Source organism: Acetobacterium wieringae, from assembly GCF_026646375.1.
Classification (GTDB): Bacteria; Bacillota; Clostridia; order Eubacteriales; family Eubacteriaceae; genus Acetobacterium; species Acetobacterium wieringae_A.
In genome coordinates this window covers 44,315-64,775 of sequence record NZ_JAIPPU010000017.1, presented here as the reverse complement: position 1 = coordinate 64,775, position 20,461 = coordinate 44,315, and the positions used below count along the sequence as shown (strand labels likewise).

The window sequence follows — 20,461 nt, the reverse complement described above, 5'->3', positions numbered from 1 at the left end:
TTTTATAAACTTTTTTTGTTTTAAACGATCTAATCTAAAACGAGGCAGTAATTCCTTTCTGGGAATTACTGCCTCACCAGTTTATTTTAGCATTATTTATTTTTCTGCAAAAATCATAAACATCGGGGTGGACGCATAATTTATCTGTTCTTCCTGATCCCAGACTACAGCCCCAATCCCCTGCTCAACCGTCACCTTATTAAAACCGGTATTAATCAGAACTGCGGCATCCCACTGGGGCCGCATGGTTCGGCTGAGCGGCAGATTTTTGGCAATTTCTTCCATCGCTGTGGTATCGGTATGTACATAGTGATCATTGACGCCCTCTAGTTCTGAGTTAACCCGATCCTGAAAATATTCGGTTCTTTTTTCTTCATCATAAAGATGGAGATACCAGTTGGCGTCAAAATTCAGAATTCGTCCGCCGGGAGCCAGTACCCGGTGCCATTCTTTATAGGCTTCGTCGGGACGTTCCAGATTCCATGTCAGGTTTCTTGTTACAATCAAATCAAAACTGTTGTCTTCAAAAATCAAGTGATGGGCATCCATCTGCATGAATTTAATTTGATTTCGATAATGACCGGCATTTTGTTTGGCCTTATGGAGCATGGCATCGGTGTAGTCAACCGCTGTTACATCATAGCCGCAGGAAGCCATGGTAATGGCAAAAAAACCCGGGCCAGTGCCAATATCTAAAACTTTCAGCTTGCGGCCAATCACTGCTGGCTTATGACGATTGATCAGTTCTTTCCAGACATCCATTTTGTAGCTGTTCAGCTCCGCCACATTGACCTCTGAATACCCTTCCGAGCGTTTATCCCAATAATTTTCCACTTTTTCAAGAATTTTTTCCATCATTTTCCCCTTTTTTCCTGTTACAACTAAAAAAAGCCATAAAGAAATAAACTGATCTTCTGATCAAATTAAGTCTTCATGACTTCCTTGTATATACGTGTATTTAATTTAGCCGTATTTTCTCATAATCTCTTGTATCTGTCAAGGACAATTCTTTATTTGTCCAAAACCAATAAAAAAAAGCCATGAAAGTTAATCACACGTAACCTTCATGGCTTTTTCTATTGATGTTCAGATCAATAAAAATGTTATCCTCTTCGTTTTTAGATCCAACCAAAAATATTATACGTTAAATTATTATCAATTGTCAATTCTATTTTTTTAATATCTCAATCAATTGATCAATAGTACTCTGTAAATTAATTCCCGTTAAAAAAGCCCGGCCATTAATCACTGGAATATCGATATCCCCTTCCAATTGACAGGTACAGACAATCGCATCCGGATGCAATTCCTGATACTTTGTAAAGGCATCAACCGCTTTGGCTTGAACGGTTTGACATTCGATGCCATTTTCCTGAGCGATTTGTTCAATTTTTTTGGCAACCACGGTTGATGTTGCCAGGGCCGTTCCACACGCCACTAAAACAAGTTTCATTTTACTTCCCTCTTTCAATTTTAGAATTTATCCTTGAATAATTTTTCTAAATTGTTCCATATTCTCTTTCATATCGCCTTTAAATAAACACGATCCGGAAACAATGACATCAGCTCCCGCTGTTACCACCTCTTTTAAGGTATCAAAGTTAATCCCGCCGTCAACCTGAAGTTTTATATCCCGTTCACCAATCATTTTACGACAGGCTTTTATTTTTTCGGTACTTTCAGGGATATAGCTTTGTCCACCAAAACCTGGATGAACACACATAATCAGAACCATCCCGAGTTGATCCAGATATGGTTTGATCACACTTATCTCGGTATCGGGCGACACTACCAATCCCGGTTTGACACCCTTACGAATAATGGCATCAATACACGCTTGAATATCACCATCGGATTCCACGTGAACGGTAATGATATCTGCTCCAGCATCAGCAAAACGGTCAATATACTTAAGTGGTTCGCTAATCATCAAATGGACATCAAAAGGAATGTCTACCGTCTTTCGCAGCTGCGCCACCTGATCCGGGCCGATAGTAATATTAGGGACAAAATGACCATCCATAATATCTACATGAAGATAGTCTGCGCCACTCTTCTCAACTTCTTTAAGATCCCGTTCCAGATTGGTAAAATCTGCACTGAGCATCGATGGTGCTATTTTTATATTCATTTAATTTCTCTTTCTCTGTTTGGTTATTTTTCACAATTAATCTTCACACAACATCTTTTATAAAAATGTTTTTACTAAATTGTAGATATCAAGTGGTTCTTTTGCATCCCTGATTTTTTTAAGCATTTTTTCATTTTGAATGATCGTAATAATTGTCTGTAGAATCCGCAGTTGTTTTTCAGGATTACTGATGGCCAATAAAAAAACAATCTGAACCGGGATGCTTTCTTTCGGATTACCCATACCTGCAAAAACAATCGTGTTTTTAAGTGTCAAAATCGAAATGCCTTCTTTTAAAACATATTTTGCTTCAGTATGAGGTAATGCGACGCCGATTTTTGTTGGTAATCCCGTTGGAAAAATCCGTTCTCTTTCGATTGCGGCATCGATGAATTCCTCCGTAATACAGTCCTTTTCCAGGAGTGGTTTGGCTGCTAAAGCAATGGCATCAAATTGATCCTTAACCAGACAATTAACCTGAATGCGATCGACTTGGATTAATGAGCCCATTATTCTTTTTCAACTGGCACGGTTTTTTTTTCTTTATTCAAAATGGTTTTCACCGTTGTTTTCTCCTTTTTTTGATCTATTTTATCATGCCAAAACCGTTTTGTCACTTTTTTAGATCCATTAACACCGGACAACGTTTGCAACTTTTTAACCTCAGATTCTTTTAAAAAAAGACACCCTGTTTACTTAAATTAATAGGAAAACAGGGTGTTGAGTGATTTATTCTTTTTCAGTTGAATCGACAAGTGTCATCTGGTTTTCACCATCTTCTTCAAAATCATCAACCGGATCTTCCTTGTAGACTTTTGAAATCGTCGCAATGGATTCATCTGGATTTAATTTCATCAGACGAACCCCCTGAGTATTTCTGCCAACGGCACTGATGTCATTACCTTCCAGCTTAATCACGACGCCCTGATTATTAATCATCATAATCTCGCCATCCCGACTGATCACGCAGAAGCCCACCAGTTCCCCGGTTTTTTTGGTGACCTTGTAGGTTTGAACACCTTTGCCGCCCCGTTTCTGAGGACGATACAAATCTGATGCACTCAGCTTGCCATAGCCGTTTTCACTGACACAAAGAACAAAGAGTTCTTCTTTTACAATATCCATACCAACCACCACATCGTCTTCCCGGAGTTCAATCCCTCGAACCCCAATGGAGGTTCGACTGATTGGTCGCACTTCTTCGGAATTAAAGCGAATGGCATAACCACATTGCGTTCCCATGACAATTTCTTCATCCTGCTCTACCAGACGAACATTAATCAGCTCATCTCCTTCGCGCAGGTTAATGGCAATGATCCCATTTTTACGGGAGGTGTCATATTCAGTCAGATCGGTTTTCTTTATGATCCCTTGTTTGGTAGCCATTATCAGATATTTATCAGCGGTAAACTCTTTCACCGGAATCATCGTCGCAATCTGCTCGCCTTCTTCTAATGGCAGCAGGTTGACAATGGCAGTGCCTCGGGCGGTTCTACCACCTTCAGGAATTTCAAAAGCTTTTAAACGATAGACCTTACCCAGATTGGTAAAGAACATTAGATAATGATGGGTGGTGGTCGTAAAGAGATGTTCGACAAAATCATTTTCCCGGGTACTCAGCGCCGTGATCCCTTTACCACCCCGTTTTTGTGACCGGTAATTATCGGCCGTAATGCGCTTCACGTAACCGATATGGGTCATGGTGATAACTACTTCTTCTTCTTTGATTAAATCTTCAATTTCAAAATCTTCGACGTCAATATCAAAGGATGTCCGTCGTTTGTCGCCATATTTTTCTTTGATTTCGATCAGTTCTTCTTTGATGATATTAAGAACCAATTGACCATCCGCCAAAATGGCTTTTAATTTGGCAATGGTTAGCATAATTTCTTTATATTCTTCTTCAATTTTTTCTCGTTCCAGACCAGTTAAACGCTGGAGACGCATGTCCAGAATCGCCTGAGCCTGAATTTCCGAAAGCTTAAACCGCTCAATCAATTGCTCTTTGGCAGCTTTACCATCGGCGGCAGCCCGGATTAATTTAATCACCTCATCAATATGATCCAACGCAATTTTTAAACCTTCCAGAATATGAGCCCGGGCTTCGGCTTTTTTGAGTTCAAAGATCGTTCGTCTGGTAATAATTTCTTTCTGATGTTCGACATAGTGAAAGAGGATCTCTTTTAGATTCAGCACCTTCGGCTCATTATTGACCAACGCCAGCATAATCACGCCAAAGGTTTCCTGGAGTTGGGTATGTTTGTATAATTGATTTAAAATGATCGTTTCGTTGGCGTCCCGTTTTAAATCAATGATGATTGACATCCCTTTTTTAAGATCAGACTCATCTCTTAAATCGGAAATCCCTTCGATTTTTTTCTCTTTAACCAACTCGGCAATTTTTTCTACCAGCTTGGATTTATTGACCATATAAGGAATTTCGGTAATGATAATCTGTTTCTTACCTTTTTTAGTGGTAACAACGTCGACCTTGCCACGTACTTTGATTCGGCCGCGACCGGTACGATAAGCGCTTTTAATCCCAGATTTTCCAAGGACAATTCCGGCAGTGGGAAAATCGGGCCCTTTGACATATTTCATCAGCTCGTCAATACTAATATCCGGGTCATCAATAAAGGCCACGGTACCATCGATGATTTCACCCAGATTATGGGGTGGAATATTGGTGGCCATCCCGACGGCAATCCCGGAGGAACCATTAACCAGTAGATTAGGAAACTTTGAGGGTAAAACCATCGGTTCTTTTTCTGATTCATCAAAGTTAGGACCAAAATCCACCGTTTCTTTGTTGATATCCCGCAGCATTTCCACCGTAATTTTGCCCATTTTGGCTTCAGTATAACGCATTGCTGCCGGGCTGTCACCATCAACTGAACCAAAGTTTCCCTGACCATTGACCAGCAAATAGCGAGTCGACCAATCCTGGGCCATCCGCACCATCGCATCATAAACCGATGAATCCCCATGGGGGTGATACTTACCTAAAACATCCCCGACAATACGGGCTGATTTTCGAAAGGGTTTGTCCGGTGTCAGGCCAAGCTCACTCATGGCAAAAATAATCCGGCGATGTACTGGTTTTAAGCCATCGCGAACATCCGGTAAGGCTCGACCTATGATGACACTCATGGCGTAGTCAATATAGGAAGTTTTCATTTCTTCTTCAATATTAATCGATTTTACCCGATCAAATTCAATTATTTCTTGCATTTAACAGTACTCCTTCTTGACTAGATGTCCAAATTCTTAACTTTTTTTGCATTCCGTTCGATAAACTCTTTACGGGGCTGAACCTTATCACCCATCAAAATGGTGAAAATTTCATCAGCATAGGAGGCTTCCTCAATATTAACCTGAAGCAGGGTTCGTACGCTGGGATCCATCGTCGTTTCCCATAGTTGGTGAGCATCCATTTCCCCAAGACCTTTGTAACGTTGCAAACCAATCCGCGAACGATCTTCCACACCTTCGAGTTTCTTCTCCAGATCCCGATCCGTATAGGCATAATCCACCTGTTTCCCCCGGGTAATCTTGTACAGTGGCGGCTGAGCAATATAAACATAACCAGCTTCGATCAGACCTGGCATATAACGGTAAAAGAAGGTTAATAGCAGTGTCCGGATGTGGGCCCCATCGACATCGGCATCGGTCATAATGATGATTTTATGATAACGGGCCTTCTCAACATTAAATTCATCTCCAACCCCGGTGCCAAAGGCAATAATCATTGATTTTAAAGAATCGGTGGTTAAAATCCGATCAAGGCGGGCTTTTTCAACATTTAGAATTTTACCACGCAGCGGCAATATCGCCTGGGTTTTGGAGTCCCGTCCGGATTTGGCCGAACCACCGGCCGAGTCCCCTTCAACAATATATATTTCTGAAAGGGCCGGATCTTTTTCCCGGCAATCCGCCAGTTTCCCGGGTAGGGCAGTGGAATCCAGAGCACTTTTTCGCCGGGTGAATTCCCGGGCTTTTTTAGCGGCTTCCCGAGCTCGAGCGGCCGAGAGAGTTTTTTCGATAATGCTTTTGGCAATTCCAGGGTTTTCTTCCATTAGTGCCGACAACTGATCGCCAACAATGGTTTCTACAATTCCCTTCACTTCGGTATTTCCCAATTTTGATTTAGTCTGACCCTCAAATTGCGGATCCAGTAACTTGATGCTGACAATGGCCGTTAAACCCTCTCTCGCATCTTCACCGGTTAGATTTTTGTCATTCCCTTTTAAAAAACCATTTTTTCGGGCATAGGTGTTGACCGTTCGGGTCAGGGCACTTTTAAAGCCATTGAGATGAGTACCGCCTTCTGGGGTATTAATATTATTGGCATAGGAAAAAATATTTTCCGAATAACCGGTGGTATATTGAAAGGCAATTTCCAGGGCATAATCATCCTGCTCTTTTTCAAAATAGGTGATCTTATCATACAGCGGATCTTTATTGCGATTCATATATTCAACATAGGAATATATCCCACCGGAATAACAATAATTTTCTTTCCGTTTGGGTGACTCTTTTTCATTGATTAACGTGATCGATACGCCCTTATTAAGAAACGCCAGTTCTCTTAAACGATGTTCCAGAATATCAAAATCATAGACGGTTTCATCAAAGATATCTTTATCCGGCTTAAAATAAACGGTTGTACCGGTGCGATTGGTGGTACCAGTCACGGTCAGGTCACAGGTTGGTTTCCCTTTTTCATAGCTTTGAAAAAAGATCTGACCTTTTTGTTTGACTTCAATGGTCAATTTTTCCGATAGCGCATTAACGACGGAGACCCCGACCCCATGCAGACCGCCAGAGACTTTATAGCCGCCACCGCCAAATTTTCCTCCGGCATGAAGAACCGTCAAGGCCAACTCGACCCCCGTTTTACCCTGGGCGTGGTTCATACCGGTGGGAATCCCCCGACCATCATCGACAACGGTAATGGAGTCATCCGGATGGATGGTGACACTGATATTTTTACAATAACCGGCCAGGGCTTCATCAATACTGTTATCGACCACCTCATAGACTAAATGGTGTAAGCCCCGTGATCCGGTACTGCCGATATACATCCCTGGTCTTTTCTGAACAGCTTCCAAGCCTTCAAGGACTTGGATTTGATCAGCGGTATAGTTATCTGCTTTGTTTTCTGGCATGTTTTCCTCCTGGTTTTTATGGTTTATAGATTTTTTTTAGCTGGGCCTGGCCCTTTACAATCTCGATGATGTGTTGGTTTTCTGGTCGTACATCACCTTCATTTACAATATCTTCAGTACAGGTGATAAAGGCCTGGGTTTTATTTAAAAGTGAGAGAATATTTTTGCGACGATGTTCATCCAATTCTGAAAAGATATCATCTAAAAGAACCACCGGATATTCCCCGGTATTGTCATAGTATATCTCAATTTGGGATAGCTTAAGGGAAATGGCGGCAGAACGTTGCTGGCCCTGTGACCCAAAGCGTCTGGCATCTTTACCATTGATTTGAATCAGCATGTCGTCCACGTGTGGTCCATAAATAGTAGCCCCCCGTGAAATTTCTTCTTCCCGGCTGGATGCTAATCTTTTTTTATAAAGATTTTTTATTTCTGACAGTTCTTCCAGAGAATCAATAATATTATTCAGATAGGATAATGAAAGTGTTTCTTTTCCATGACTGAGTACTTGATGAAGATTATTTGCTTCCCGATTGAGCCGATGAAGATAACGAATCCGATGATTCATTAACCTTACTCCAGTTTGCATCAGTTGTTCATCCCAAACATCGAGGGTAGTTACCAAGCTAGGCTCATAATGAATATTTTTTAATAACGAATTTCGCTGATTCAGTATTTTTTCATAATCTCTTAAAATATAATGATATTCTGGCCGGAAACCGGATATTTCCTGATTAAGAAACCGCCGTCTTTTATCCGGTCCTTCTTTGACAATTTTTAAATCATCCGGTTCAAAAAGAATGGTATTAAAAATCCCATTGATCTTATCTCTTTTCTTTATCTTGCCATCCAGTAAAAATTGCCTTTTTCCCTGGTGACTCTTAGCCGAAAGGGTATGTTTGACCTCTTTACTGACAACCCGGGCATTCATAAAAAAATCATCATGATCCCATTGGGCAAGTTCTGCCACATTTGAAGCACGATGACTGTAACCCCGGGATAAAAAAAACATAGCTTCAATAAGATTTGTTTTTCCCTGGGCATTTTCGCCCATAATAATATTGATTCCTCGCTTTGGAATAATTAATTCATTTTCATAATTACGATAATGAATCAGTTTTAATTCTTCGATAAACATGGTTTTCCGATCCCTTTTACCTGCAGGGTATCATAATCTTTTATTTCGACCAGGTCACCATCTCGGATCTTTTTATTTCGCTGGGTACACAATTCCCCGTTCACCCAAATCAGGCCGTCTAAAATCATCAATTTGACATCACTGCCATTACCGACAATGCCAGCATATTTGATCAGTTGATCAATTTTTATGAACTCCGTGTTAATTTCAATTATTTGCATATATTTCCCCGCCCATTACATTTTTGACAAAAATGAAAGAGCATTACACGAATCCCCTTTATTTATACCAAAATTGATTAAATTTTTATATGTTTATCTATGAACCAAGCTATTATAACATAAAAATAAAAAATAGTCTAAAAATTCAATGAATCATTTACATAATTCTGATTTTTTAAACTACTTTTAATACTACTATTTATTTTTATCGCATTGATTATTTAATTCTCTTCTGCAATCCGAACCGGAAGAATCAAATAAATAAAGTCATTCCCTGTCATCGGCAATAAAACCCCCGGACCAACCGAAGTGGTCATATCAATCATCAGTTCTTCACCTTCAATTACCCGTAACGCTTCGATGAGAAATTTTGAGTTAAATGCAATTTTTAAAGATTCTCCCCGATTTTCGATGGGAATCACTTCAAACACATCACCGATTTCTGCATTAGAGGTTAAAATCAGCTGATCCTGATTAAAATCCATTTTGATTAAATTGTTTTTACCTTCCCGAGCGAGTAGCGCTGCCCGTTCACTGCTTTCCAATAATAACCGGCGATTGACTTTAACCTGGGTCGTTTTTTCGCCAGGAATAATTTGCTTGTAATTAATAAAGTCCCCTTCTAGCAGTCGGGAGGTAAACTGAGTATTGTCCATTTCAAAAAATATCTGATTTTTTGAAAATTTAACAATGACATCGCCACTATAATTGACCAGAACCTTATTGATTTCAGAAAGCGATTTAGACGGTATAATGACACTAAGGTCTTCTGCCACCGGATTTTTTATTTTACCGGCTCTGAGTGCCAAACGATAGCCATCAAGAGCAATCAAATGGATGTCATCGTCATGCAGTTCTATTTTCACACCGGTTAAAACTGGAATATTTTCATTGGTGGCCACCGAAAACAATGTACCTTTGATCAGCTCTTTTAAAACACCTGCATCAATGGTAAAAATATGGTCATCGATCACTTCGGGAAATTCCGGGAATTCTTCATTTGACAATCCTTTAAGGGTAAAGTTTGATAAGAGGCACTCTATTTTTATCTGATGGTGCTCATCACTTTCAAAAAAAATATCAGAACCGGACATTTTACGAATCAATTCACTAATGATGTTGGCGGTCAAAACAATTTCGCCGCTTTTTTCCACTTCAGCCGGAATAGTGACTTCAACACCAATTTCCATATCGGTGCTTCTTAATAATAATTTATTATCAGAGGCACTAAAAAGAATTCCCTCCAATATTTTCATGGTTGTTTTTGATGAAACTGCCTTTTGAGCAATGGATATCGCAGCTATTAAATTTTCTTTTGAACAATTGAATTTCATAAATAATCCCTCCTATTTTTTTTAAAACCCTTTTATATATTAATAATATTAAATAAAATAATAGTATTAGTAGTAGGGGGTGTGGATTTTGTTAATAACTCGGCAAATCGGTTGACCATACAAAAAATCAACGAAAATAACAGGGGATAACTTGTGGATAACCTCGTTATTGATCCGACAGAGCCTGTGGGTTGTTAATTACCATTTATTTCCCGTTCAATTCGCAGAATCAGGTTTTTAAAATCCGTGTTGGTATCCATTTCTTCAGCGATTTTTTGACAGGCATGAATCACCGTGGAATGATCCCGGCCGCCGAATTCCTCGCCAATTCGCGGGAGTGAAAGATCGGTAATTTCCCGGGTAATGTACATGGCAACCTGCCGGGGTAATGCAATCGAGCGGGTTCTTTTTTTTGAATTCATGTCTTCAACCGTAATATTAAAGTATTTGGCGGTGACCTCTTTAATGTACTCGCCAGTGATAACAATATCTTCTTTTTTTCTAAAGATATCTTTGAGGGCATTTTTGGCTGATTCTAAATTAATCGGTACCTTATGAAGTTTGGAATAGGCAAAGACGGTTGTTAAAGCGCCTTCAAGTTCCCGGATATTGGAATGGATGCTGTCGGCAATAAAACTTAAAACCTCATTGGGGATCTCGTCATTGAATGATTCGGCTTTTTTTCGGATGATCGCAATTCGGGTTTCAAAATTGGGGGCATAAATATCGGTGATCAGACCGCTTTCGAAACGGGAACGGAGCCGTTCTTCAAGGGTTGGTATTTCTTTTGGTGGTCGGTCACTGCTGATGACAATCTGTTTATTTTCCTGATGCAGGGTATTGAAGGTATGAAAGAATTCTTCCTGGGTTCCTTCTTTTTTGGCTAAAAATTGGATATCATCAATTAACAAAATATCGGCACTACGGTATTTGTTGCGAAAAGAAATATTGGTCTTATTCTGAATCGCATCGATAAAGTCGTTGGTAAATTTCTCACAGGATACATAAACAACCTTTTTATGGGGGGCATAAGATAAAATATAATGTCCAATTGCTTGCATCAGGTGGGTTTTTCCCAAACCAACACCACCATAAATAAAGAGTGGATTATAACGTTCTGAAGGTGCTTCGGAAACAGCGACGCAGGCGGCATGAGCAAAACGGTTGTTTTCGCCGATGACAAAACTGTCGAAGGTATATTTCGGATTCATAGAGTTATTCTGGTAATTGGATATTTTTTCGTCGACAGCGGTGATGGATATCTGGTGTGAAGCATCATTTTGCGGGATCATCGCATCTTCTTCTTTTAAAACGATCTTAACCTGACCGGTTTTTCCGGTAACTTCAGCCAGGGCATTGGTTATTAACGGAATATGCCGGCTTTCCAGAATTCCTTTTTCGAATTCATTTTCCGATAAAAAATAATAGGTGTTATTAACATAGTTTATGGGCTTTATTTTTAAGAACCAGGTGTTAAAACTGGTTGGACTAATATCCGGTTTGATAATTTCCAGTGCGGCATCCCATATTTTTTTAAAGGAAGTGTCCATTAAATGAACCTCCAATTTCTAATAAATTTAAGTCGTGTCATTGTGGATAAAATTTTAAATTATGCACAGAGAATTCATTTTAATGTGAATAGCCAAATAAATCAAGCAAAATATACGAAAAATTGTTGATAACTTAAAAAAAACATACCAACACGAAAAGACGAAAAAAAACGGATAATTAAAAAATATTGACAAGTTATCCCCAAATAATCCACACAATCTTGAAATTTGTGGATTATTTGGATAAAATTTAAAAACTTATCCACATTTACGTTGATAAACCTAGTATAACAAATTGCTTTGAGGCATTCAATATAATTAAAATAAACATAATACTTGCGAAAACGCTTCAGATTTGATAATATAACTTGACATAAAATAAGCGAGATTATATAATTCTAGGGTAAAAGTCTTATTAGCTTATAAACAAATGAATATAAAGTATTAGTCAGGGGGTGTCGAAGTGAAAAGAACTTATCAACCAAAAGTTAGACAGCGTAAGAAAGAACATGGTTTCAGAAAAAGAATGTCTGCAAAAAGCGGTCGACTTATTTTGAAGAAAAGAAGACAAAAAGGAAGAGAAAAATTATCAGCATAATCCTTTGTAGACCGTTTTTCAAAAGCGGTCTTTTGTTTAATAAAAATTAAGGAGAATTCCTTTGGTAAAAATAAAATCCCTAAATAAGGAAAATGAATTTAAACGTGTTTTTAAAGTTGGGGATGTTTTCGGAAACAAAGTCTTTGTGATCTATTATCTTAAGAATGAAGAGAATTTTAATCGTTTGGGGATAATCGTCAGTAAAAAAGTTTCTAAAAAAGCTGTGATTAGAAATAAGGTAAAAAGACGAATAAAAGAGGCATACCGTCTTAATGAAGATTCTTTTTCAAAAGGTTATGATATTATTCTGATTGCTAAGGAATCCATTAAAGAAGTGCCGTACAGTAGTTTAGAAAAATCGTTAAACCATTTGTTTTATAAGAAGAATCTCATGAGGCCATAGAATGTTCAAGAAATTCCTGGTTTTAATTATTAGAGGTTATCAGAAATTTATTTCACCTCTTTTAGGAAATAATTGTCGTTTCAGTCCCACGTGTTCAGAGTATTTTATTTTGGCTGTTGAAAAATACGGTGTCATAAAAGGAAGCTATATGGGTGGGAAACGCATTCTCAGATGCCATCCTTTTAATCCCGGGGGATATGATCCCCTTCCTTAGAATGTTAGGGAGAAAAACTTAAGGAGTTAATGAATGGAGTTTTTATACCAGATCTTTGGTTGGATGTTATTCCAGATTTATGGAATTGTTCATAATTATGGATTATCAATCATTATTTTTACAATATTTATGAAGGTATTATTATTACCGCTAAATATTAAACAAACGAAATCCATGAAGGATATGCAACGCCTTCAGCCGGAATTACAAAAACTTAACAAAAAGTACAAGAATAACAAAGAAAAATTAAATGAAGAGACACTAAAACTCTACAAAACTTTTAAGGTTAATCCTGCCGGAGGCTGTTTACCAATCTTATTGCAGTTTCCTATCCTTATTGGACTCTATCAAACCCTGTTACATCCGGAAACCTGGGTATTCGTCAATGGAACCATTACTGACGTGGATATGTCCTTTTTATGGATGCAAAGCTTAAGCGTGCCTGATCCGATTTATGTTTTACCGATCCTGGCAGCGCTCTTTACATTTATCACTCAGAAATTTACGATGGCAGCGCAACCGGCTACGAATCCGGATGATCCCAATGCCAAAACCCAAAAAATTATGCTTTATGCCATGCCGATTATGATTGGATACATCTCAATTTCCATGCCGGCAGGGGTGGCGCTTTACTGGGTTGTCCAGAATGTCTTTACCTTTGTACAACAGTTTATTATGATGCGTATTCCAGAACCAGATTATACGATTGAAGAAGCGGAACGTCGGGTTCGTGAGGCTGAAGAAGAACGCAAAGCGGAATTAGCAGCCAGACGAGCGGCGGCCAACCCCAATGCGCCTAAAAGCAGTAAAAAAGATCAGACAGATGGGCCAAAAAAACCATTGACCCGGCCAGCTTCCAATAAAAAAATTCAAAGTTCAAAAACACATCAATCAGCCGAGCAGCAGCGTAAAAAACCATCAGTTGAAATTCCCGAGCGCGATGAAGCCCAGGAAGAAGCCTATCAAAAAGCCAAGGAACGTTATGATAACAAATAAAAAATGATGACTGAAAGCTAAGGAGAGGGAAAATGAATAAGACAGTAACGGGCACTGGTAAAACCGTAGAAGATGCGATTAACCATGGTTTGCAACAGCTTGGTGTGACTAAAGAACAAGTTGAAACAAACGTATTGCAATTGCCGGACAGTGGTTTAATGAAAATATTTGGGAAAAAAGAAGCCATTGTTGAGGTCTCACTGATAAACAATCCTGAACAGCGGGCCCTAGATTTTTTAAATGATGTCCTCGATGCCATGAAAATTAATTGTAAAATCAATACCCGTCTTGAGGATAAAGTATTATTCATTGATCTGGAAGGGAAAGACATGGGTGTCTTAATTGGACGCCGTGGTCAAACCCTGGATTCATTTCAATACTTAGTTAGTTTGGTTATCAATCGACAACATGAAGAATACGTTCGGGTTATTTTAGACACTGAGAACTATCGGGCGAAGCGGGAAAAAACCCTTGAAGATCTTGGGGAAAAAATGGCGAATAAAGCAGTTTATTATCAAAAAAAAATGCTGCTGGAACCAATGAATCCTTCAGAACGAAGGGTTATTCACGCAAAGCTCCAAAATCACGATAAGGTTTTTACCTTCAGTGAGGGAGAAGAACCCTATCGTCGGGTTGTTATTCAATTAAAAGATAAAAACTAAAAAAAGGCACTTTACAAATTAGCTTAAGCGTTAATTGTAAGGTGCCTTTTTATTTGGATCATACTTGTAAACATCAGGATTTTATTATATTATTAGAGATTAGGAAACAATTATTGAAACAGGAGAATAAATTGGAAGCCTTATTACAAAATGAAGATACCATTGCTGCGGTAGCTACCGGAATGGGTGGTGCGGGAATTGGTATTATCCGAATCAGCGGACCCGATGCCGTTGAACTGGGAAATAAACTGTTTGTCAATCCGCGGGGAAAAAACCTGTTGACAACCAACAGCCATGAATTGGTTTATGGACGGATTGTCGATCCAGCTACCAAAAAAGATATTGATGAGGTGCTGGTCTCAAAAATGCTGACACCCCATTCCTATACCGCTGAAGATGTTGTTGAGATAAATTGTCATGGGGGAATTGTCCCTATGCGGAAAATTCTAAAACTGGTTATTGCCTGTGGAGCCCGACTGGCTGAACCGGGAGAATTTACCAAGCGGGCTTTTTTAAATGGGAGATTAGATTTAACTCAGGCAGAAGCGGTTATTGATATTATCAATGCAAAAACTGAAAAAAGTCTGGAATATTCAGTGGCTCAGTTGGAAGGACGACTGTCTCACAAGCTGGAAGAATTGGATAATATTTTGGTGGAAATTCTTTCGCATATGGAAGTTAATATTGATTATCCCGAATACGATATTGAAGAAATATCATATGATTTTGTAAACAGCCAGATTTTAGAGTTGTTAAATAAAATCAAAGACATTCTGACTGTGGCTGAAACCGGTAAAATTTACCGGGAAGGGATAACAACTGCGATTCTTGGTGAACCAAATGTGGGAAAATCATCCCTACTAAACACCTTGTTAATGGAAAACAAAGCTATTGTTACTGATATACCTGGCACTACCCGGGATACCATTGAAGAATATCTTAATATTGAGGGGATTCCCTTTAAGATTATTGATACTGCTGGAATCAGAGAAACCGATAATCTGGTGGAAAAAATCGGCGTTGAAAAATCAAAGGCGCTTTTAAACCAAACCAATCTGGTAATTTTTATGCGGGATATCTCTAAAGAAATGTCTGCTGGAGAAAAGGAACTCATTGAATTGCTTAAAAATCGCAAAACCATTTATATTGCCAATAAGACCGATGTGATCAGTGGAATGGATGTTGAGATTCCAGAGCCATGGATACCAATGTCCCTATTGGAAGATCAGGGAATCGAAACCTTGCGACAAAAAATGATTGAAATGGTTTTTGAAGGAACGGTCAGTCAGGAAGCGGACTATCTGATTACCAATACCCGACACATTCAGTTACTGGAAACAACAAAAACCAGTCTGGAAAATGCTATTAACACCATGGCTAGTCAAATGCCGCTGGAACTTGTCAGTATTGACGTGATGGAAGCTTTAGAAGCGCTTCGCGGTATTACCGGAAAAGCCATTGGGATGGATATTATCGATCAGATTTTTAAAAATTTTTGCATTGGAAAGTAGAGGAAAAAAATGACATATCCAGGAGGAGACTACGACATTATTGTCATCGGTGCTGGCCATGCCGGTTCTGAGGCAGCGCTGGCCAGTGCCCGAATTGGTTTTAAAACATTACTATTAACCATCAATCTGGATTCGGTGGCAATGATGCCGTGCAATCCATCCATCGGTGGTACCGGAAAAGGACATCTGGTTCGGGAAATTGATGCGCTTGGCGGTGAAATGGGAAAAAACATTGATGCAACGATGATACAGTGTAAGATGTTAAATACGGCAAAAGGTCCGGCGGTACATTCGCTACGGGCTCAGGCCGACAAAAAAGCCTATCAATTCAGAATGAAAGAAGTGATTGAGAATCAGGAGAATCTGTTATTAAAACAGCAGGAAGCGACTGAAATAATTGTCGAAGATGGCAAGATCACCGGCGTAATGGTTACGACTGGGGCAGTTTACAATTGTAAGGCAGCAATTATCTGTAGTGGTACGTATTTAAAAGGCCGGATTATTATCGGTAATGTTCAATATGATGGCGGGCCCAACGGATTATTTCCAGCCATGTATTTATCAGAAAGTCTTGAAAAAAATGGTATAGAGTTGCAACGCTTTAAAACCGGAACCCCCGCCCGGGTTGATGCCAAAACCCTGGATTATTCAAAAATGATTATTCAGGAGGGGGATGATCAAATTGTACCATTTTCATTTGAAACCGACTCAATTGAAATTGATCAGGTACCCTGTTACCTGACGTATACCAACCCGCAAACGCACCAGATTATCAACGCGAACATTGAACGCTCACCGCTTTATACCGGCGAAGTTGTGGGAATTGGCCCTCGTTACTGCCCATCCATAGAGACCAAGGTGATGCGATTTCACGACAAGGAACGCCATCAGATCTTTATGGAACCGGAAGGATTAAATACCAATGAAATCTATGTCCAGGGGATGTCCTCCTGTTTGCCAGAGGATGTTCAGATTGCCTTATATCGAACGGTGCCGGGAATGGAGAACGTCGAGTTTATGCGATCGGCCTATGCTATCGAATATGACTGTATCCATCCAACAAGACTAAAGGCTTCACTGGAGTCCAAGGCAGTAACCGGTTTATTTTTTGCCGGACAGATCAATGGCACCTCTGGCTATGAAGAAGCAGGAGCCCAGGGATTGGTTGCCGGTATTAACGCAGCACTTTATTTACGGGGTGAACAACCGGTGATCATCGATCGATCAGAAGGTTACATAGGAGTACTCATTGATGATATCATTACAAAAGGGATTGATGAGCCATACCGTATGATGACTTCCCGGGCTGAATACCGGCTCTTGTTACGACAGGATAACGCTGATTTACGGTTAACTGAAATCGGTCATCGGGTCGGGCTGATCAATGATCAACGGTATCAGAAGTTTCTGGCAAAGAAAGAACAGATTAAACAAGAGATTTCTCGACTTAATCAGGTTATTGTTAAGCCCAATCCGGAAAACAATGAGGTGCTAAAATCATTTGGCAGTTCGGAGATTCAGCATGGATTATCCATTGGTGAACTGATTCGACGGCCTGAAGTCAAGTACCATCAAACTGCGGTTTTTGATCCGGAACGACCGGTTTTGCATTGGAGTGTGGTCGAGCAGGTGGAGGTTCAGATTAAGTATGAGGGTTATATTAAAAAGCAACTTCAACAAGTTGAGCAGTTCAAAAAGCTTGAACACAAACTGATTCCGATCGATCTTGATTATCCCCAAATTGGCGGACTGCGAATTGAAGCAGCGGAAAAACTTAAAGAAATTAAACCATTATCAATTGGCCAGGCATCCCGGATTTCTGGAGTATCGCCGGCAGATATTTCGGTTTTATTAATTGCATTGGAGCAACGACGACGAAGTGGAGACCTGAAAGGAACAGATAATGAATAAGCGTATAGAAAAATTAATATACCTGGGTAAATTAGCCGAAATAGTGATTAATGAAACGCAGGCCGAAAAACTGATTGCTTATATGGATCTGCTCCTGGAACGAAATAAACACATCAATCTGACCCGGATTGTAGATGAAGATGAATTTATCAAGCTTCATCTACTTGATTCTCTAACGCTCCTTAAACTGATAAAAAACCCGCAGACAAAGATTTTAGATGTCGGAACCGGGGGCGGTTTTCCGGGTATTCCACTGGCGATCATGCTGGAAGAGGCTGATGTTACGTTAATGGATTCGACTAAAAAGAAGCTCAGTGTCGTCCAGTCCATCGCTTCTGAGTTAGGGATAAGTAATATTAAAACCCTTCATGGTAGAGCTGAAGAATTAGGGCAAGATCATCAGCATCGGGAAAAATATGACGTTGTCACCTCTCGGGCGGTGGCAAATTTGACACTGCTATCCGAGTATTGTTTGCCTCTGACAAAGGTTGGCGGACAGTTTTTATCGATGAAAGGAAGAGATTATCAGGAAGAGTTAAATGCAGCTCAAATACCGATTGATGTTTTAGGTGGGAAAATCGCAGCAATCGAAAAAGGTTTATTACTGCAAAGTGAGTACGTTCATGTTATAATAAATGTAAAAAAAATCAAACCAACCCCAAATAATTTCCCGAGGATCCATGGCAAGATAAAAAAAGACGCATTTCCAATATCAAAATAATAGTACAAGCATAAATAAAGGGTTATATGATAGTATTTGAGCTGGTTTTTCGCAGATGTTTCACGTGAAACATCTGTGAAAAACCATGAGGCACAGATTGTTTTAATGATCACATGTTTCACGTGAAACATTGCTGGTAGTCAGAAACATCAGGATAGCAAATCAAAGATCAGTAAACAAGGCTGTAAAAGCGATTGAGTGATTTAATTTAAGGAGTAAAGTATGGCAAAAATCGTGGCAGTATTTAATCAAAAAGGTGGGGTTGGTAAAACGACCACAAATATCAATTTAACCACTGCCCTCAGTTTAGAAGGATACCGAGTGCTGGTTATTGATATTGATCCACAGGGAAATACCAGCAGTGGGTTTGGAATTGAAAAGAATAATCTGGAAAAAAGTGTCTATAATGGGATTATCCATGGTGATAATTTCAAAGAAATTATTCTGACAACTTCTTACGAGAATCTTCATATCCTGCCATCTCATCCCGATTTAGCTGGAGCAGAAATTGAACTGACAAATATGCCACAACGAGAATTGCGCCTTAAAAATAGCATCGAAAATATTAAATCATTTTACGATTATATCTTTATCGACTGTCCACCCTCACTTGGCTTATTAACAATTAATGCCCTGGCGGTGACAAATACGGTGTTAATTCCCATCCAATGTGAGTTTTATGCCTTGGAAGGCGTGAGTCAACTGATGAATACCATCAGTCTGGTAAAACAGGGACTAAACCCTCATTTGGAAATTGAAGGTGTCCTGATGACCATGTTTGATAGCCGAACAAACTTATCAAATCAGGTTGTCGATGAAGTCGTGGATTATTTTAAAGAAAAAGTTTATGACACCATGATTCCCCGCAATGTCCGCCTGGCCGAAGCCCCCAGTTATGGGCAGACTATTTTTGAATACGCCAGTGGATCAAAGGGAGCAAAAGCATATTTGGCTCTTTCAAAAGAGTTTGTACAAAGACAGGAGTAGTTATGGGAAAAAACACAGGTTTAGGTAAAGGTCTTAGAGCGTTATTTCCCGATGATGCAGTGGTTCCTTCGCAAGAAGATGAAGTGCTGGAGGTTGACGTTGAAAAGTTGGTTTTCTATGTCAGAACAAATAATGTTCGGCCCAATCCAAAACAACCGCGAAAAAGCTTTGACCGAGTTAAGTTAGAAGAGTTAGGCGCATCAATAAAAGAACATGGTATTCTTCAACCGTTGGTTGTTAAACCAGAAACGAAAGGGTATACCATTATTGCTGGAGAAAGACGTTGGCGAGCCGCCAATATGATTGGGCTTAAAGAGGTGCCCGTCATTGTTAAAGATCTGCCGCCAGAAGAGGTTCTGGAGATAGCCATCATTGAAAATGTTCAGCGGGAAAACCTCAATAGCATTGAAGAAGCGCTGGCCTTTGAAGCTTTAATGGAGAACTTTAATCTGACACAGGGAGAAATTGGTATTCGGATTGGGAAAAGTCGAACTGCCATTGCCAACACCCTCAGGTTATTGAAACTGCCACAAAGTATACAAGAACTATTGGCTCAGGAAAAAATTACATCTGGACATGCCCGGGCGATTCTAATTCTGGAAGATCCTGAAAAAATGGAAGTCTTTGCAAGTGAGATCATTGAAAAAGGAATGAGTGTCAGAGAAGCAGAGAATTGCATAAAAAAAATGCAGAGTGAAGGTCTGGTAAAGCCTCTCCAGCAAAAAAAAGAGACAAATAATGGATATATAGCAGAAATTCAGGAAGCTTTGGAAAGAAAATTTGAAACCAAAGTTCATTTAAGTAATCGTGGAAAAAAAGGGAAGCTAGAATTTGTCTATTCATCGCTGGAAGAATTGGATCGTCTACTCGAGCGATTGGGATATGAAAAAGAAAACTAGAATCAGTCGAATTGTGA

At 39.5% G+C, this 20,461-nt stretch carries 21 protein-coding genes; 10 read left to right on the top strand and 11 right to left on the bottom strand.

Going from position 1 to position 20,461, the window contains the following annotated elements:
- Positions 1-96 precede the first annotated feature (96 nt).
- From Q7P33_RS14765 to dnaA, 11 genes are all read right to left on the bottom strand, one after another.
- Positions 97-858 (bottom strand): class I SAM-dependent methyltransferase, encoded by a 762-nt coding sequence (locus tag Q7P33_RS14765; protein WP_369693319.1) that lies wholly within the window; start codon positions 856-858, stop codon positions 97-99.
- A 310-nt stretch (positions 859-1,168) separates the two neighbouring features.
- Entirely contained in the window at positions 1,169-1,453 is a 285-nt protein-coding gene (locus Q7P33_RS14760) for a PTS sugar transporter subunit IIB (RefSeq protein ID WP_070370641.1), read from the bottom strand.
- A 27-nt stretch (positions 1,454-1,480) separates the two neighbouring features.
- Positions 1,481-2,131, bottom strand: coding sequence for a ribulose-phosphate 3-epimerase (rpe, locus tag Q7P33_RS14755; RefSeq protein WP_303871468.1), 651 nt, complete (start codon positions 2,129-2,131; stop codon positions 1,481-1,483).
- Positions 2,132-2,188: 57 nt separating this feature from the next.
- Positions 2,189-2,641 (bottom strand): PTS sugar transporter subunit IIA, encoded by a 453-nt coding sequence (locus Q7P33_RS14750; protein WP_303871467.1) that lies wholly within the window; start codon positions 2,639-2,641, stop codon positions 2,189-2,191.
- Positions 2,641-2,784 carry a hypothetical protein gene (locus tag Q7P33_RS14745; protein WP_303871466.1) on the bottom strand — a complete coding sequence of 48 codons (144 nt, stop codon included), beginning with the start codon at positions 2,782-2,784 and terminating at the stop codon, positions 2,641-2,643. The genes Q7P33_RS14750 and Q7P33_RS14745 overlap by 1 nt, the downstream gene beginning before the upstream one ends.
- Before the next feature lie 76 nt (positions 2,785-2,860).
- Positions 2,861-5,362 carry a DNA gyrase subunit A gene (gyrA, locus tag Q7P33_RS14740; RefSeq protein ID WP_303871465.1) on the bottom strand — a complete coding sequence of 834 codons (2,502 nt, stop codon included), beginning with the start codon at positions 5,360-5,362 and terminating at the stop codon, positions 2,861-2,863.
- Positions 5,363-5,382: 20 nt separating this feature from the next.
- Positions 5,383-7,299, bottom strand: coding sequence for a DNA topoisomerase (ATP-hydrolyzing) subunit B (gene gyrB / locus Q7P33_RS14735; protein ID WP_303871463.1), 1,917 nt, complete (start codon positions 7,297-7,299; stop codon positions 5,383-5,385).
- A 16-nt stretch (positions 7,300-7,315) separates the two neighbouring features.
- Positions 7,316-8,437 (bottom strand): DNA replication/repair protein RecF, encoded by a 1,122-nt coding sequence (gene recF / locus Q7P33_RS14730; protein WP_303871461.1) that lies wholly within the window; start codon positions 8,435-8,437, stop codon positions 7,316-7,318.
- Positions 8,419-8,658 carry an RNA-binding S4 domain-containing protein gene (locus tag Q7P33_RS14725; protein ID WP_303871459.1) on the bottom strand — a complete coding sequence of 80 codons (240 nt, stop codon included), beginning with the start codon at positions 8,656-8,658 and terminating at the stop codon, positions 8,419-8,421. The genes recF and Q7P33_RS14725 overlap by 19 nt, the downstream gene beginning before the upstream one ends.
- Positions 8,659-8,879: 221 nt before the next feature.
- Positions 8,880-9,992, bottom strand: a complete 1,113-nt coding sequence (dnaN, locus tag Q7P33_RS14720) for a DNA polymerase III subunit beta (RefSeq protein WP_303871458.1) — start codon at positions 9,990-9,992, stop codon at positions 8,880-8,882.
- A 194-nt stretch (positions 9,993-10,186) separates the two neighbouring features.
- Positions 10,187-11,542: a chromosomal replication initiator protein DnaA gene (gene dnaA / locus Q7P33_RS14715; protein WP_303871457.1), complete on the bottom strand. Its 1,356-nt coding sequence runs from the start codon at positions 11,540-11,542 to the stop codon at positions 10,187-10,189.
- A 463-nt stretch (positions 11,543-12,005) separates the two neighbouring features.
- Between dnaA and rpmH the strand changes: the two genes are divergently transcribed.
- From rpmH to Q7P33_RS14665, 10 genes are all read left to right on the top strand, one after another.
- A complete protein-coding gene (gene rpmH, locus Q7P33_RS14710; protein WP_041669680.1) occupies positions 12,006-12,140 on the top strand; it encodes a 50S ribosomal protein L34 in 135 nt (44 codons plus the stop codon).
- Positions 12,141-12,201: 61 nt separating this feature from the next.
- A complete protein-coding gene (gene rnpA / locus Q7P33_RS14705; RefSeq protein WP_303871454.1) occupies positions 12,202-12,543 on the top strand; it encodes a ribonuclease P protein component in 342 nt (113 codons plus the stop codon).
- A gap of 1 nt (position 12,544) precedes the next feature.
- A complete protein-coding gene (gene yidD, locus Q7P33_RS14700) occupies positions 12,545-12,757 on the top strand; it encodes a membrane protein insertion efficiency factor YidD (protein ID WP_303871452.1) in 213 nt (70 codons plus the stop codon).
- 33 nt (positions 12,758-12,790) lie between these two features.
- Complete coding sequence (locus tag Q7P33_RS14695; protein WP_303871450.1) at positions 12,791-13,753, top strand: YidC/Oxa1 family membrane protein insertase; 963 nt, start codon at positions 12,791-12,793, stop codon at positions 13,751-13,753.
- Between the two features lie 32 nt (positions 13,754-13,785).
- Positions 13,786-14,415 (top strand): RNA-binding cell elongation regulator Jag/EloR, encoded by a 630-nt coding sequence (gene jag, locus Q7P33_RS14690; RefSeq protein ID WP_303871449.1) that lies wholly within the window; start codon positions 13,786-13,788, stop codon positions 14,413-14,415.
- A 131-nt stretch (positions 14,416-14,546) separates the two neighbouring features.
- Positions 14,547-15,926 carry a tRNA uridine-5-carboxymethylaminomethyl(34) synthesis GTPase MnmE gene (gene mnmE, locus Q7P33_RS14685; protein WP_303871447.1) on the top strand — a complete coding sequence of 460 codons (1,380 nt, stop codon included), beginning with the start codon at positions 14,547-14,549 and terminating at the stop codon, positions 15,924-15,926.
- A gap of 9 nt (positions 15,927-15,935) precedes the next feature.
- Positions 15,936-17,837, top strand: coding sequence for a tRNA uridine-5-carboxymethylaminomethyl(34) synthesis enzyme MnmG (mnmG, locus tag Q7P33_RS14680; RefSeq protein WP_303871445.1), 1,902 nt, complete (start codon positions 15,936-15,938; stop codon positions 17,835-17,837).
- The gene (gene rsmG, locus Q7P33_RS14675) at positions 17,830-18,558 is read left to right on the top strand and encodes a 16S rRNA (guanine(527)-N(7))-methyltransferase RsmG (protein ID WP_303871443.1); all 729 of its coding nucleotides are present in this window, start codon (positions 17,830-17,832) and stop codon (positions 18,556-18,558) included. Before mnmG ends, rsmG begins: the two co-directional genes overlap by 8 nt.
- Positions 18,559-18,780: 222 nt before the next feature.
- A complete protein-coding gene (locus Q7P33_RS14670; RefSeq protein ID WP_303871441.1) occupies positions 18,781-19,545 on the top strand; it encodes a ParA family protein in 765 nt (254 codons plus the stop codon).
- A gap of 2 nt (positions 19,546-19,547) precedes the next feature.
- The gene (locus Q7P33_RS14665) at positions 19,548-20,444 is read left to right on the top strand and encodes a ParB/RepB/Spo0J family partition protein (RefSeq protein WP_303871440.1); all 897 of its coding nucleotides are present in this window, start codon (positions 19,548-19,550) and stop codon (positions 20,442-20,444) included.
- Positions 20,445-20,461: the final 17 nt, after the last annotated feature.